At 47.9% G+C, this 15067-nt stretch carries 15 protein-coding genes; 3 read left to right on the forward strand and 12 right to left on the reverse strand.

The genetic code is table 11. The annotated features are described in order from the left end of the window. Positions 1 to 2: 2 nt before the first annotated feature. The 8 genes from NX720_RS12560 to tnpA (NX720_RS12595) all read right to left on the reverse strand — a co-directional run bounded on the left by NX720_RS12560 (position 3) and on the right by tnpA (NX720_RS12595) (position 9008). Positions 3 to 1376 carry a sigma-54-dependent transcriptional regulator gene (locus tag NX720_RS12560; protein ID WP_262601445.1) on the reverse strand — a complete coding sequence of 458 codons (1374 nt, stop codon included), beginning with the start codon at positions 1374 to 1376 and terminating at the stop codon, positions 3 to 5. Continuing rightward, a complete protein-coding gene (locus tag NX720_RS12565; RefSeq protein WP_262601446.1) occupies positions 1373 to 4426 on the reverse strand; it encodes a sensor histidine kinase in 3054 nt (1017 codons plus the stop codon). Before NX720_RS12565 ends, NX720_RS12560 begins: the two co-directional genes overlap by 4 nt. Further along, on the reverse strand, positions 4416 to 4592 hold the full coding sequence (locus NX720_RS12570) for a hypothetical protein (RefSeq protein WP_262565406.1): 177 nt from the start codon (positions 4590 to 4592) through the stop codon (positions 4416 to 4418). Before NX720_RS12570 ends, NX720_RS12565 begins: the two co-directional genes overlap by 11 nt. A gap of 109 nt (positions 4593 to 4701) precedes the next feature. Then, positions 4702 to 5343 (reverse strand): hypothetical protein, encoded by a 642-nt coding sequence (locus NX720_RS12575; protein WP_262601447.1) that lies wholly within the window; start codon positions 5341 to 5343, stop codon positions 4702 to 4704. A 212-nt stretch (positions 5344 to 5555) separates the two neighbouring features. Beyond that, the gene (locus NX720_RS12580; protein WP_262601448.1) at positions 5556 to 6272 is read right to left on the reverse strand and encodes a hypothetical protein; all 717 of its coding nucleotides are present in this window, start codon (positions 6270 to 6272) and stop codon (positions 5556 to 5558) included. A 99-nt stretch (positions 6273 to 6371) separates the two neighbouring features. Beyond that, complete coding sequence (locus NX720_RS12585) at positions 6372 to 7073, reverse strand: hypothetical protein (RefSeq protein ID WP_262601449.1); 702 nt, start codon at positions 7071 to 7073, stop codon at positions 6372 to 6374. Positions 7074 to 7449: 376 nt separating this feature from the next. After that, positions 7450 to 8184, reverse strand: a complete 735-nt coding sequence (locus NX720_RS12590) for a hypothetical protein (protein WP_262601450.1) — start codon at positions 8182 to 8184, stop codon at positions 7450 to 7452. Between the two features lie 395 nt (positions 8185 to 8579). Beyond that, complete coding sequence (gene tnpA / locus NX720_RS12595; RefSeq protein WP_262600926.1) at positions 8580 to 9008, reverse strand: IS200/IS605 family transposase; 429 nt, start codon at positions 9006 to 9008, stop codon at positions 8580 to 8582. A 65-nt stretch (positions 9009 to 9073) separates the two neighbouring features. On the opposite strand from tnpA (NX720_RS12595), the gene NX720_RS12600 reads away from it, so the two are divergent. Further along, entirely contained in the window at positions 9074 to 10246 is a 1173-nt protein-coding gene (locus NX720_RS12600) for an RNA-guided endonuclease InsQ/TnpB family protein (RefSeq protein ID WP_262601451.1), read from the forward strand. A gap of 51 nt (positions 10247 to 10297) precedes the next feature. Here NX720_RS12600 and NX720_RS12605 read toward each other — a convergent pair whose 3' ends face one another. Further along, positions 10298 to 10924 carry a hypothetical protein gene (locus NX720_RS12605; protein WP_262601452.1) on the reverse strand — a complete coding sequence of 209 codons (627 nt, stop codon included), beginning with the start codon at positions 10922 to 10924 and terminating at the stop codon, positions 10298 to 10300. Positions 10925 to 11100: 176 nt separating this feature from the next. Between NX720_RS12605 and NX720_RS12610 the strand changes: the two genes are divergently transcribed. Next, positions 11101 to 11496, forward strand: a complete 396-nt coding sequence (locus NX720_RS12610; protein ID WP_262601453.1) for a hypothetical protein — start codon at positions 11101 to 11103, stop codon at positions 11494 to 11496. A 36-nt stretch (positions 11497 to 11532) separates the two neighbouring features. On the opposite strand, the gene NX720_RS12615 is transcribed toward NX720_RS12610, so the two are convergent. After that, on the reverse strand, positions 11533 to 12705 hold the full coding sequence (locus NX720_RS12615) for an RNA-guided endonuclease InsQ/TnpB family protein (RefSeq protein ID WP_262598778.1): 1173 nt from the start codon (positions 12703 to 12705) through the stop codon (positions 11533 to 11535). 65 nt (positions 12706 to 12770) lie between these two features. Between NX720_RS12615 and tnpA (NX720_RS12620) the strand changes: the two genes are divergently transcribed. After that, complete coding sequence (gene tnpA / locus NX720_RS12620; RefSeq protein ID WP_262598779.1) at positions 12771 to 13199, forward strand: IS200/IS605 family transposase; 429 nt, start codon at positions 12771 to 12773, stop codon at positions 13197 to 13199. 89 nt (positions 13200 to 13288) lie between these two features. On the opposite strand, the gene gluQRS is transcribed toward tnpA (NX720_RS12620), so the two are convergent. Together gluQRS and dksA are read right to left on the reverse strand one after the other, a co-directional pair. Further along, a complete protein-coding gene (gene gluQRS, locus NX720_RS12625) occupies positions 13289 to 14179 on the reverse strand; it encodes a tRNA glutamyl-Q(34) synthetase GluQRS (RefSeq protein ID WP_262601454.1) in 891 nt (296 codons plus the stop codon). Between the two features lie 134 nt (positions 14180 to 14313). Continuing rightward, the gene (gene dksA, locus NX720_RS12630) at positions 14314 to 14757 is read right to left on the reverse strand and encodes an RNA polymerase-binding protein DksA (protein ID WP_262601455.1); all 444 of its coding nucleotides are present in this window, start codon (positions 14755 to 14757) and stop codon (positions 14314 to 14316) included. Positions 14758 to 15067 lie beyond the last annotated feature (310 nt).

Below are 15067 nucleotides of genomic sequence, written 5' to 3' on the forward strand. Positions count from 1 at the left end.
GCTCAGGTTGCTGATGCCTTTTTCCGGGGAATACCCAGCTTTTGCCGACGTTCCCAGAGTGTCTTGCGGCTGATGCCCAGCTTTTGCGCTAACTCTGTTTCTGTCATCTGGTCCTGATGCTCCAGTACGAAGCGCTGGAAATAGTCTTCCAGGGTCAAACCGTTCTGAGCATTGCCCTCGTGTTGTAGCTGCGCATCCACTTTAAACAGAGACGCTTTAATTCGTACGTCAAGATCAAGGTATTCCGGAGTGATGATATTGTCATCGCACAGAATAACAGCCCGTTCAATGGCGTGTTCCAGCTCCCGGACGTTGCCTGGCCACTGGTGCTGACAAATCGCAGCCATGGCTTCCGGAGAATAGGCGTGCGGCTCCTGTCCCATTTTTTTACAGACGCTGCTCATCAGTTTTTCTGCCAGCATCAGAATATCTTTGCCACGTTCACGCAGTGCAGGGATCCGCAGTTCGACCACTTTCAGCCGGTAGTAGAGGTCCTGACGAAACTCACTGCTGGCGGCCAGTTGTCTCAGGTTACGGTGTGTTGCCGCAATGAGTCGTACATCCACTTTTTGTGACTGAACGGAGCCTATACGACGAATTTCGCCTTCTTGCAGAACCCTGAGTAAACGAGCCTGAGCCTCCAGTGGTAGTTCACCAATTTCATCAAGGAACAGTGTGCCGCCAGAGGCGGCTTCAATTAATCCTGTTCTGGCGCCGGTTGCACCGGTAAACGATCCTTTTTCATGACCAAACAACTCGGATTCAATCAGGGTTTCGGGAATAGCGGCGCAGTTTATCGAGATCATAGGGCCGCCTGAGCGCTGGCTATGTCTGTGAATGGATTGAGCGACCAGTTCTTTGCCGGTGCCGGACTCACCCTGAATCAGCACAGTTGCAGTGGTTGGAGCGACTTTTTTGATGCGACGAAACAAAAGCCGCATGGCATCGCATTGCCCGAGCATACCATCGAAGCCTGCCTCTTCTGTTTCATCCTGTGGAACCGTTGGGCTGTCTGACTTCTGGTGACGTGCAAGAATCTCGGCAACCCGCTCCAGCATTTCGCTGTGGTCAAAGGGCTTGGCAATGTAGTCAACAGCCCCCAGTTTCATGGTACTGACAGCAGAGTTGAGGCTTGCATAACTGGTCATGATCAGCACCGGCTTATCACCCGCAAGATGAATCATTTCCGTACCGGGAGGTCCGGGAAGGCGCAGGTCACTGATAATCAGGTCAAAGCTGTCCAGGGTATACGACAGTTCTGCTTCATGCACAGAACCCGCTTCGCTGATAGTGTGTCCATGACGTTCAAGAAGCCTTTTTAAAGAGGCCCGGATAATTTCTTCGTCTTCAACAATCAGAATGTTTCCGTGACTCATACGGCTTCCCCTTCCATCATGGATTCCGGGTGAGAGGCTGTCAGCTCTCCGGTTTCCAAACTATCTTGGTTTGACGGGTTACTCTTTGTCTCACTGCTTTTTGCATCACTGCTTTTTGCATCAAAGCGGGGCAAAGAAATAATAAATCGTGTGCCAGTCTTCAAAACCTTGTTGACCGGACTTTCAACCCGTATTGAACCAAAGTGTTCTTCAATAATGTTCCAGGTCAAAGCCAACCCAAGGCCGGTTCCCTTACCGGGCTCCTTGGTGGTAAAAAAAGGCTCAAAGAGGCGATTTTGTATAGCGCGGGGGATCCCGTGTCCCTGATCTTCAATCGTCACGGTAACCGTCTGGGCGTCTGCTGTTGTCAGCAAAGTCACCTTGTCATTGACTGTAGAGGCATCCACCGCATTAGACATCAGGTTGATCAACACCTGCTGTAGCTTCTGCTGGTCTCCTGTCACCAGATGGTCAGGCTGGCAACCGTTAGTAAACTGGATCTGACTGTTTTTGTGGCTCAGTTGCAAAAGACTGATGGCCTCATCAGCACAATGCTTCAGGGATACGACACCTGACTGACTATCATTGTGGCGTGCCTGACCAGTATGGGCATAGCTGACCAGTGTCCGTACAATACAGGTGATCCGCTGGGTCTGATCCAGCATCTGAGCTGCCACTTTCCGGGTGTCGGGTTCACCCGACAGGCTTATTAACTCCTGGGCAAGGCAGTCAATGGCAGTAATCGGGTTACCGATTTCATGGGCGACACCTGCCGCCAGTTGACCAATCGAAGCCAGTCGTTCGCTGTGAAACAACTGGTTTTCAAGCATCTGGTTTTCCGTGCGGTCTTCCAGCAGCATCACTTTATTGCCTGTTGTGCCCGACGCAGGCACTTCCACCATGGCTTTGTGAATACTGAAATAGCGCTGTGTCCCTTCCACTTCAAGTTTGTGATTATGCAGGTGCAGGTTATCCAGCGATGAGAACTGGCAAAGCAACTCGTTCCAGGGTGGGGTCAGATGGTGAATGTTAAGCCCGAGCACCTGGCTAGCGTCAATGCCAGTCATTTCTGACATGGCCTGGTTCCACAGCATCACCTCCTTATTCGCGTCAACGGAAAACAGTGCGAGGGGCAGTTTATTCAGTGTGTCCCGGTGATAGCGGCGCAAACTGTCCAGCTCGGCAGCCAGCCCGCTGAGTCTGGAGTGATAAGACTCCAGCCGGGACTCCATAAAGTGAATGTCCCGGGCAACGTAGTCCTTCTGCTGATCCCAGGGCAGAAAGGTTTCTACCATGCCATGGGCAACCGTGGGGCCGAACAGGCCGGACAGGTTTTTCTCCAGCCTTTCCCTTAAACGACGCAGGGCGTGTGGGCGGGTTTCATCTTCACGCATATTGAGATCAGACAAAGCCTTTTGAACTTCTTTGGCTGCCGTGCTGCTGCCCAGCGGGGTGCTGAGCATTTTCTGGAACTCATAGGTGGATGAGGCGATTGGAATTTTGTGATTGTTCCGGGTTGGGCTTTCAACCTGACAGGCTGCTGCCGCACTGGCTTCCTCGGGAGACATTCTGGTCAACAGAGAGACGAGAATAATAAACCCGGCGTTAACGGCAAGGGAAAGAAATACTACCTGATGCCAGTTGTCGTACAGCATGTTTTGATAAACGACAAAAGACTGGTTATAGAGACTGATATCAATGATCAGGGGGATGAACATCGTGATCAGCCAGACCAGGCTGCCCACAGCAAGACCGGCAATAAAACCGTAATGGTTGGCTTTGGGCCAGTAGAGAACGCAGAGGGCTCCGGGTAATAGCTGTAACGCTCCGACAAAGGCCACCATGCCCAGGTTATACAGGGAGTGCTGGCTGTCGAACAGTAGATAAAAGCCATAGGAAGCCATAATCAGGGCACTGATCAACAGTCGCTTAAGCCAGGCCAAAGCCCGGTAAATATCAACTTCCAGATTGGCTTTTGGTCGCCAGAACGGCATTACGAGATGATTCAGTATCATCGACGACAGTGCCAGTGTCGTTACTATGATCAGGCCGCTGGCGGCGGTCAGGCTGCCAATAAAGGAAACCACCGTGATCCAGGGTTTATTGAGAGCCTGACCAATTCCCAGGGCATAGTACTCAGGGCTGAAAGGCAGCGCCAGTTTAACGCCAGCCCAGGTAAGAATAGGAACCATCAGGCTGAGAATCAGCAGAAAGAACGGAAAAGCCCAGCTGGCAATATTCAGGGCGTGTTGGTCACGGTTCTCTGTGAATGTGATGTGGAACATGTGCGGCATAACAATAACAGCCGCAAAGAACATCAGCAGCATGCTGCGCCACGGCCCGTTTTCTATCGGCTGTTGAAGGGTAGCCATATGGTCACTGTTGGAATGCAGCCAAAGATTCAAGCCCTCAATACCACCAAACACGTCGTTTAAAGCAACAAAGCCGAGTGTCAACAGAACGGCAAGCTTCAGAACAGACTCAACCGCAAGCGCCATCACCAGCCCCTGATGATGATCGTGGCTGGATATATGCCGGGTGCCAAATAAAATGGCAAACAGGGTGACCAGTACACAGAACAGGAACGCCAGATTGATTCTGGGAATATCCTGATTAATCAGATGTATGCTGTCTGATACCGCCTGAATCTGGAGCGCCAGCAAAGGCATGATGCTGGCCAGCATAATCAGCGTTGCAATAATTCCGGCGGCAGAACTGCGAAAACGGAATGCAAACAGATCGGCAAGAGAACTCAGCTGATAAGACCGGGTAATTTTCAGAATGGGTGTCAGCAGTATAGGGGCAAGAAGAAAGGCGCCACTGACGCCTATATAGAGAGTTAAAAAAAGGTAGCCACTGTCTCTGGCTATGCCTATGCTGCCATAGTACGCCCAGCTGCTGGCATAAATGCCCAGTGACAGAACATAAGTAATGGGGTGTCGGACAATGGCTTGAGGTATCCAGCCTTTGTCAGTAATCCAGGCAATGGAAAACAGCAGCAGCAGGTAAGCCGCACTGACAAACAACAGGGGCTCCAGGTCATAACCCATCGACATCCCCTCGTGGCTGCAACAGGAATCCTGTCAACACTACCAGCAGCCACAACAACCAGGGCTGGTACCAGGCATCACCATAGGTTATCCACCACTCCATGATCGCGGTTGAGAAGAAAAAGATGCCTATTAAGAGAGCCAGTACCAGGCGATAGATATACATAGAACGACAGTGCTTATCTGCTGGACTGCCATGTTATAACTAATAGAGATAAACCGAAAAAGGGTCTCGGATTATACTTCTGGGTGGGGGTGGATACTGTTGGTTGGTATTAATAGTCCGGGGCGTTATAAGTGACCCAGAAAACCATGTTACCCGGGCAGTCTTCACCCAGTACTTCGCTCATCAGTTCATTGGCTTTCAGCTGACTCATTTTTTTTATCCACTTGGGATCGTCGATTTTTTCTTCGAGAAACCAGTTGGGCAGAGAGACGGTGTGTTTGTCGTAGTAAGCCAGAGGAAAGCGGAGGCCTTTGGGCAGGCGGCCACGTTTGACGCTCAGGGATGCATCGCAACGAACCACCAGGCTTTCGGCAATCTGCTTGCGTTTAGCAACGTAGTTGCCTGCTTCACGACGGTATTTATCTTCGTAGGGTCCCATCAGTTCTGCAAAACGGTTTTCGATACAGTGATCGTAAGCGCGGCTGATTTCATCATTCTGGTAGCCCATTATACGACAGGCTTCTGATACCCGCTCACGAAAATCCGCAGCGATTTGCAGATACCAGGGAGCATGAGGGCCAAGAATATTCTGGGCTTCCTGATTGGCAACGAAGTACAGGTTTTCATCAGGGGAGAAACACAGTGCAGCATCTTCAGAAGTGACTGCATCCATTTTGGCAAGGTCTGGCTCTGTGCTGATGGCTGAGTCACGCTCGTAACGTGCCTTCTGACAGAATTCAGAATTGGACATATCAAGTGGAACACCTGGCACAGGAGCCACGTTGTCAGGTATCAATTCATCAGGCGATAATGCCATGGCTGCCGAGGTTAGGAAGGAGGAGAATAAAAATACAACTACCTTGTAAAACGTTGTCATAATCAATCCCTGATACGCATCGTTTATGTATACCACTCAGTCCTTTGTTAAAGCAATGCCCCACGAATTTATGGGGAGCTTCAGGTTTACCCACCTCCACTCTCAAAGAATGCAAGTGAAGGGATAAAAGTGCCGCCGCCACTTCCCCGACAACAGAAATAACATAAGACGCAGGTAATAATACCTACAACAGTGGCTACCGAAGCTATAATCCCAATAATCACTCCAACAGGCAATGAAAAGCATTCTCCCCTATTGTTTTTGTAACTATCATCGCAATCATCTTTTGTGGTTTTGTTACCGGTTTGCTGTAAGGATATTTCAGAACCGGTAGCGTTGGTGATTGCCAGAAACGTTGCACCAGAGGACTCATCTTTTACATAGAAACTGTGATTTTGTCCGGAAGGCTGTACAGGATAAACCTTTAACAGGTGTGCAGAGCTGCCGTTACTGGCCTGTGTCTGCACTATCAGGCCTTTTCCTTCGGTGGTTGGTGATGCTGTGACAAAGTGTTCTTCGCCATTGATCTGAATGCTGTGGTTTATCCCGGAACTCGGGGATATTGACACAGGCGACATTCCTTTCAAAACAGGTGTGGCGGTTATGCCTTTTGAGGTTGAAGATATCTTGTAGCTTAATTGAGGCGTCTGGTTCAGGTAGGTTTTGTTTATTAATGACAAGGCCGTGGTTTTTGCTCTGGAATCAGCCTGTATTAACGGGGAGAAAAACAACAGGGTACAGATATACAGAAACAGCCTGAAAACAAGCTGGTTCGCAGTAAAGAATGCCCGGATAACAAACATGTCTGACCCTCGTTAATTTTTAGAATACCAGGTACGTGATGTAATTGCCCCAGCTAGAAAGGGAAATATAGATACAAACCGGGTTTATGCAAGTTGTGGTCAGACTGAATGTATGTTTGGGCTCGTTTTCTTATGTATGCACTTCATCCAAATCCCATGGGCTAACAAAACAACAATGCCATATACAAGGATTACCGCAATTACATTAAGTGCATGATCATAAATAAAGCTAGAAGAGTTGGATGTACTTTCTGTTTTTTTGTCACTCCCATCGAAATTATCGTCTGTGATTTTGTTACCTGTTTGCTGTAAGGTTATTTCAGAGCCGGTAGCGCTGATGGTTGCCAGAAACGTTGCACCAGAGGACTCATCTTTTACATAGAAACTGTGATTTTGCCCGGAAGGCTGTACAGGAGAAACCTTTAGCAGGTGTGCAGAGGTGCCGTTAATGGCCTGTGTCTGCACTATCAGACCTTTTCCTTCGGTAGTTGGTGATGTTGTGACAAAGTGTTCTTCGCCATTGATCTGGATGCTGTGGTTTATCCCGGAACTCGGGGATATTGACACAGGCGACATTCCTTTCAAAGCAGGCGTGGCGGTTATGCCTTTTGAGGTTGAAGATATCTTGTAGCTTAATTGAGGCGTCTGGTTCAGGTAGGTTTTGTTTATTAATGACAAGGCCGTGGTTTTTGCTCTGGAATCAGCCTGTATTAACGGGGAGAAAAGCAACAGGGTACTGATATACAGAATCAGCCTGAAAGCAAGTTGGTTTCCAAAAAAGAATGCCTGAATAACGAACATATTAACCCCCCGTTAATTTTTAGAACACCCGGGGACATCATGTAACACCCCGGACGAGAAAGGGAAATATAGATACAAATTGGGCTTACGCAAGTCATGGTCAGGCAGAATGTTCGCTCAGGTCCTTACTTTATATACGACAGTCTTCTGATACCCGCTCACGAAAATCCGCAGCGATTTGCAGATACCAGGGAGCATGAGGGCCAAGAATATTCTGGGCTTCCTGATTGGCAATGGCCCATTAAGGGAAGCAGCAGAACATAATATACCGCTGTTGGCTGTTGGCTGTTGGCTGTACGAGCAGCTAATAGCCAAAAGCCAACAGCCCGGTAAGTTATTGAATGCTGCGCCCCTAACTTATGGTCTTTTTTCAAGTTTACTCGCATCCAACTCCACCTCCATCTTCACCGATGAATCCCAGTGCAAAGGAAGAACTGCCGGCAGAATGGCTTTGATAATATTTGCAGCAACGAACACAGATTATGACAGTAGCAGCAATTAGTGTGAATGTTACACCTATAATAACAGGGCCCGCGTAAGCAGGGAGTGGCTGGCATTTTCCTTGTACTCTGTAACCTCCATCGCAATCCTCGTCTGTGGTTTTGTTACCTGTTTGTTGTACGGTTATGCTTGAAGCGCTGGCGCTGGTGGTTGCCAGAAACGTTGCACCAGAGGATTCATCCTTTACATAGTAACGGTGACTTTGTCCGGAAGTCTGGACAGGATAAACCTTTAACAGGTGTGCAGAGGTGCCGTTACTGGCCTGCGTCTGCACTATCAGACCTTTTCCGTCGGTAGTCGGTGATGCTGCGACAAAGTGTTCTTCACCATTGATCTGAACGCTGTGGTTTATCCCGGAACTCCGGGATATCGACACAGTAGACATCCCTTTCAAAGCAGGTCTGGCGGTGATGCCTTTTGAGGTTGAAGATATCTTGTAGCTTAATTGAGGCGTCTTGTTAAGGTAGGTTTTGTTTATTAATGACAGGGCAGTGGTATTTGCTCTGGAATCAGCCTGTATTAACGGGGAGAAAAACAACAGGGTACTGGTATACAGAATCAGCCTGAAAGCAAGTTGGTTTCCAAAAAAGAATGCCTGAATAACGAACATATTTACCCCCTCGTTAATTTTTAGAACACCTGAGGACATCATGTAATTCTCCGGACGAGAAAGGGGAATATAGATACAAATTGGGCTTACGCAGGTCATGGTCAGGCTGAATGTTCGCTCGACTGCACTGGCTCTGTGCTGATGGCTGAGTTGCGCTCGTAACCTTAGGGGCGCAGCATTCAATAACTTACCGGGCTTTTGGCTTTTGGCTGTTGGCTATTAGCTGCTCATACAGCCAAAAGCCAAAAGCCAACAGCGGTATATTATGTTCTGCTGCTTCCCTTAATCTTCAGTGGTGACTCCCTAATCAAAGGAAGAGCTTTAGCAAAATCGTCGTAAACCCTCGCCCAATGCGGGCGGGGATATAAGACGGGAAGGCGCAGAGCCTTCCGCCATCAATCTGGTGTACTCTGGCTATTAACGTAGTCCTTCAGGGTCTCGATAGTTGCACCGCCAGCACTGCAAGCAAAGTAAGACCTTGACCACATTAAGCCTGCTTTGCTCTGAGCAGTAAGGTGGGTATTCAGCATTCGCAACCGTCGTGATGATGTTGATTTGAGATTATTTACCATGACACTGATAGCCAGTTTTGGTGGGTAGGCCACCAACAGGTGTACGTGATCTTTTTCGCCATCCATTTCAAGTAACTGGCATTCCAGTTTTTCACATGCACTCTCGAACGACTCCCGTAACTGCTTGATCATATAGCCATCAAAAAGCTTTCGCCTGTACTTTGTCGTGAACACCAAATGAACAACCAGCTTGGTAACGCTATGTCGTTTGCGAAGATACCCTTTAAGCAAATCTTTATTGTGTGTGCTCACTTGAAAACCTCTTTCAAATACCTGTAATATAGAGCTTATATTAATGAGCACTGAAATAACGTTCCATGCTGAGAGCCACCAAAGTACGAATCTATCCAACATCAGAGCAGGCGGAATTTCTCGACCGTCAGTTTGATGCTGTGCGGTTCGTATGGAACAAGGCCCTGGCTATTAAGGTTCATTATTACAAGGTTCGTGGGCAGAGCCTTTCTCCCAAAAAACACCTGAAGCCCTTGCTGGCAAAAGCCAAGAAAAGCCGAAAGTACTCATGGCTGAAAAACGCTGACTCTATTGCACTGCAACAGGCCACTATCAATCTGGATACGGCCTTTCAAAACTTTTTCAATCCCAAATTGCAGGCAAGATTTCCTCGCTTCAAGAAAAAGCATGGCAAGCAAAGTAGCTACCATTGTACGTCTGTCTCTGTGGGCGATAACTGGATAAAAATCCCCAAGTGCAAGCCCATAAGGGCTAAAGTGCATCGTGAAATAGTGGGTAAGGTGAAGTCTGTCACCCTGAGCAGAACGCTAACCGGCAAGTATTTTGCCTCCATATTGGCTGATGATACCCAGGAACAACCAAAACAGATTGATAATCTTGAAGCTAATCAGGTTGTCGGTGTTGATATGGGGATTACTGATCAGGCTATCACCAGTACCGGCCATAAGACTGGCAATCCTCGCTTTCTGAAAAAAGCACAACGTAACCTGAAAAGAAAACAACAGGCTCTATCTCGCTGCAAGAAAGGCTCAAAAGGTAGGCACAAAGCCCGTTTATTGGTGGCAAAGGCGCATGAGCGTGTAGCCTTTGCCCGTAATGATTTTCAGCATAAGCTATCAAAACAACTCATCGACGAAAACCAAGCGGTGATTGTGGAGACACTGAAAGTTAAAAACATGCTCAAGAACAAGCGTCTTGCTCGTTCTATTGCTGATGCTGGCTGGCACTCACTGATAACCAAACTCGAATACAAGGCAAAGCAGGAAGGTAAACATCTGGTGAAGATAGACCAGTGGTTTGCATCCTCTAAAACTTGCTCAGTCTGCGATTTGAAACAGGAAAAAATGCCATTGAGAATCCGATCATGGGAGTGTAGCTGTGGTGCTATCCATGACCGGGATATTAATGCAGCTCGCAATATCAAGAAGCAAGGCATATTGAAATTAAAGGCGGAAGGACTGTCCGTTTCTGCTGATGGAGGCTTGCGTAAATCCGGCAGACTGTCGGTTGCTGCCTAAGAAATCAGAAGCCTCACCCGATAGGGTGGGGAGCAGTCACCCACAATAGGTTTATTTACAGCATGTTAAGCAAGAATAGCTACCAAAGGAAACAATAGCACCTATCAAGGCTCCTGCAGCTGCATCAATAACTCTGTAGATAGGGTCGTGTGACTGGCATTCTCCTTCTGTGGTTTTGTTACCTGTTCGCTGTAGGGATATGCCTGAAGCGTCGGCGTTTGCCAGAAACGTTGCACCAGAGGACTCGTCTTTTACATAGAAACTGTGATTTTGCCCGGAAGGCTGTACAGGATAAACCTTTAACAGGTGTGCAGAGGTGCCGTTACTGGCCTGTGTTTGCACTATCAGACCTTTTCCGTCGGTAGTCGGTGATGCTGCGACAAAGTGTTCTTCACCATTGATCTGAATGCTGTGGTTTATCCCGGAACTCCGGGATATCGACACAGGCGACATCCCTTTCAAAACAGGTGTGGCAGTTATGCCTTTTGAGGTTGAAGATATCTTGTAGCTTAATTCAGGAGTCTTGTTCAGATGGTTTTTGGTTATTAATGACAGGGCGGTGGTATTTTCTATGGGGGCGGCCCGTACTGATGGAGTCAGAAACAATATTGCCCCGATGTACAGAATCAGACTGAAAGCAGGCTGGCTTCCAGAAAAGAATGCCTGAATAACGAACATATTTAACCCTGCATTAATTTTTAGAACATCCAGAACGAGAAAGGGAAATATAGATACAAATTGGGCTTACGCAAGTCATTGTCAGGCTGAATGTTCGCTCAAGTTCTTACTTTTGAACTATTTTTTTTCCGAATAGTCGAACTGATAAGCGTTTCAAAAATAAAGGAAGAAGCATCATGAATATTGAAGCAGAAAAATCTTCAACGACTTACAGTTGTAATTTTAGCGATTTGGGTCAAATAGAATTAACCTGTTGTCTAGCTTCGGGGCTTTTTTTGGGCTCTGCCGTTACCTATCAAAACCCCTATTCTTATGTAGCGGCCTTTGCCACTTTTTGGTTTGGAGCAGGCTTTCCAAACCAGATTAAGATCATTAGTGAAACACAGAATACTAACATAGGTGACAGAACTGCCAGGGTGATAAATCAACAGCCAGGTTCAAGCTCCCTGGTGACCGCTGAGGAGAGGAGTAGGATCGCGGAACAAAGACCGAATCCGAGTTTTGGAAATACGGATAATTACGGGGCTGATCAAATTAGAAAGCGGAATTTGTCAGATCAGAACCGTGAGTGACTGCTCCCCACCCTATCGGGTGAGGCTTCTGATTTCTTAGGCAGCAACCGACAATCTGCCGGATTTACGCAAGCCTCCATCAGCAGAAACGGACAGTCCTTCCGCCTTTAATTTCAATATGCCTTGCTTCTTGATATTGCGAGCTGCATTAATATCCCGGTCATGGATAGCACCACAGCTACACTCCCATGATCGGATTCTCAATGGCATTTTTTCCTGTTTCAAATCGCAGACTGAGCAAGTTTTAGAGGATGCAAACCACTGGTCTATCTTCACCAGATGTTTACCTTCCTGCTTTGCCTTGTATTCGAGTTTGGTTATCAGTGAATGCCAGCCAGCATCAGCAATAGAACGAGCAAGACGCTTGTTCTTGAGCATGTTTTTAACTTTCAGTGTCTCCACAATCACCGCTTGGTTTTCGTCGATGAGTTGTTTTGATAGCTTATGCTGAAAATCATTACGGGCAAAGGCTACACGCTCATGCGCCTTTGCCACCAATAAACGGGCTTTGTGCCTACCTTTTGAGCCTTTCTTGCAGCGAGATAGAGCCTGTTGTTTTCTTTTCAGGTTACGTTGTGCTTTTTTCAGAAAGCGAGGATTGCCAGTCTTATGGCCGGTACTGGTGATAGCCAGATCAGCAATCCCCATATCAACACCGACAACCTGATTAGCTTCGAGATTATCAATCTGTTTTGGTTGTTCCTGGGTATCATCAGCCAATATGGAGGCAAAATACTTGCCGGTTAGCGTTCTGCTCAGGGTGATAGACTTCACCTTACCCACTATTTCACGATGCACTTTAGCCCTTATGGGCTTGCACTTGGGGATTTTTATCCAGTTATCGCCCACAGAGACAGACGTACAATGGTAGCTACTTTGCTTGCCATGCTTTTTCTTGAAGCGAGGAAATCTTGCCTGCAATTTGGGATTGAAAAAGTTTTGAAAGGCCGTATCCAGATTGATAGTGGCCTGTTGCAGTGCAATAGAGTCAGCGTTTTTCAGCCATGAGTACTTTCGGCTTTTCTTGGCTTTTGCCAGCAAGGGCTTCAGGTGTTTTTTGGGAGAAAGGCTCTGCCCACGAACCTTGTAATAATGAACCTTAATAGCCAGGGCCTTGTTCCATACGAACCGCACAGCATCAAACTGACGGTCGAGAAATTCCGCCTGCTCCGATGTTGGATAGATTCGTACTTTGGTGGCTCTCAGCATGGAACGTTATTTCAGTGCTCATTAATATAAAGTTTATATTACAGGTATTTGAAAGAGGTTTTCAAGTGAGCGCACACAATAAAGATTTGCTTAAAGGGTATCTTCGCAAACGACATAGCGTTACCAAGCTGGTTGTTCATTTGGTGTTCACGACAAAGTACAGACGAAAGCTTTTTGATGGCTATATGATCAAGCAGTTACGGGAGTCGTTCGAGAGTGCATGTGAAAAACTGGAATGCCAGTTACTTGAAATGGATGGCGAAAAAGATCACGCACACCTGTTGGTGGCCTACCCACCAAAACTGGCTATCAGTGTCATGGTAAATAATCTCAAATCAACATCATCAAGACGGTTGCGAATGCTGAATACCCACCTTACTGCTCAGAGCAAAGCAGGCTTAATGTGGTCAAGGTCTTACTTTGCTTGCAGTGCTGGCGGTGCAACTATCGAGACTCTGAAGGACTACGTTAATAGCCAGAGTACACCAGATTGATGGCGGAAGGCTCTGCGCCTTCCCGTCTTATATCCCCGCCCGCATTGGGCGAGGGTTTACGACGATTTTGCTAAAAGCTGTGCAATGGTTCAGATATCACTTTCCGGCAGGGAAGAAGATCTGGCGATCTTGTTCAGGTTCCAGTTTTCCATGCCCCAGTTGATGATATCTTCTATGCTTTCTTCCTTCAGGCCTTTCGGAGGTTGCTGCCCCAATGCCTGCAACGCTTTCGCCAGCAATGGCCGGGGTTCATCCAGAGACAGTTCGGGAGCCAGGTTCTGTTTGCTGAGCTTGTCACCATTATCCTGAACAATCACCGGAATATGGGCATAAGTCACTCTATTCATGCCCAGTGCTGATTGCAGACTGATTTGTCGGGGAGTGGAATCAATCAGGTCGTGTCCGCGTACAATATGGGTAATTTTCTGAAACTCGTCGTCTACACAGACCGCCAGCTGATAGGCATACAGTTTTTCTTTACGCTTTACGATAAAGTCGCCCAGCGTTTTCATATCAAAGCGTTGCTGCCCCTGAATCCGGTCGTTGAACGCAATCACTTCATCATGGCTGTTCAGCCGCCAGGCATAAGGTTTATCCGGAAGGTCGGTAAGGGAAGCGCTACGACAAAGTCCCGGATAAATGCCATGGTATGGCTGCAACTGCTTGCGTGAACAGACGCAGGGGTAAATAGCCTGCCGTTTTCGCAGCTGTTCTATGGCGTCTTCATAAAGGCTGCTGCGCTGGCTTTGATAGAGTATCTCGCCATCCCAGTGCAACCCATAGACCTCCAGCGCTTTAAGAATTTTACTGGCAGCACCCGGTTGTTCCCTGGGTGGGTCGATATCTTCCATACGCACCAGCCAGGTGCCGTTCTGGTGTCGGGCATCAAGATAACTGGCCAGAGCTGCGACCAGCGAGCCGAAGTGCAGGGGGCCGGTCGGGGAAGGGGCAAATCGTCCAATGTACGGCGAAGCGGTCATAGACAGGAATACAGGCGCAATAGTAGTTAAAAGTGATGACTGCCAGATACAACCAAGCCGCGAAGCCCTGCATAATACCCTACACGATACGATGCGGCGGTCGCGGCTTGTTGTCGATCAGTCAACAGGGATCATTAGTGACCCAGCTGCTTTTCCTTGATCTCGGCCAGAGTTTTGCAGTCAATGCAAAGTGTCGCAGTCGGACGAGCTTCCAGACGGCGAACACCGATCTCCACACCGCAGGAATCGCAGAAACCATAGTCCTCTTCTTCAATACGAGTCAGAGTCTTATCAATCTTGCGAATAAGCTTGCGCTCACGGTCGCGGGCACGAAGTTCCAGGCTGAACTCTTCTTCCTGACTGGCACGATCGGCCGGGTCAGGGAAGTTCGCTGCTTCGTCCTGCATGTGGTTTACGGTGCGATCCACTTCCTCCATCAACTCCTGCTTCCACTGCCTGAGGATGCCGGTGAAGTGCTCGACCTGTTTGTCATTCATGTACTCTTCGCCGTCCTTCTCCTGATATGGAGTGAAGGAACGGAGCAGATTACCTTGATCCGCTTTTTTCTGTGCTGACATGATTACAGCCTCATCACCTTTTTCTAGTAGCCGTGCTCACGCATTTTTCACGGCTTTCCATCCGATGTCGGGCCTTAGCCCGACCTCCCTGAAAGCTGAGGACAACACTTTGGGTGCCTGATGTTTAACAGACACTCACCTCTTGCCTTCCTAACAGAAGCGGAGAAACTACCAAAACCAATGACAATCCGCCACAAAAAAGTCATCAACTTCTCGTGTCACAGCGATGTTTATCCACTACTTATTGACATCAGACAGTAATTTCGGGAAATACTCAGTCCGCTGTCTTAGAATGCAAAAACTGAATACC

It is taken from the genome of Endozoicomonas euniceicola, from assembly GCF_025562755.1.
Lineage (GTDB): Bacteria > Pseudomonadota > Gammaproteobacteria > Pseudomonadales > Endozoicomonadaceae > Endozoicomonas_A > Endozoicomonas_A euniceicola.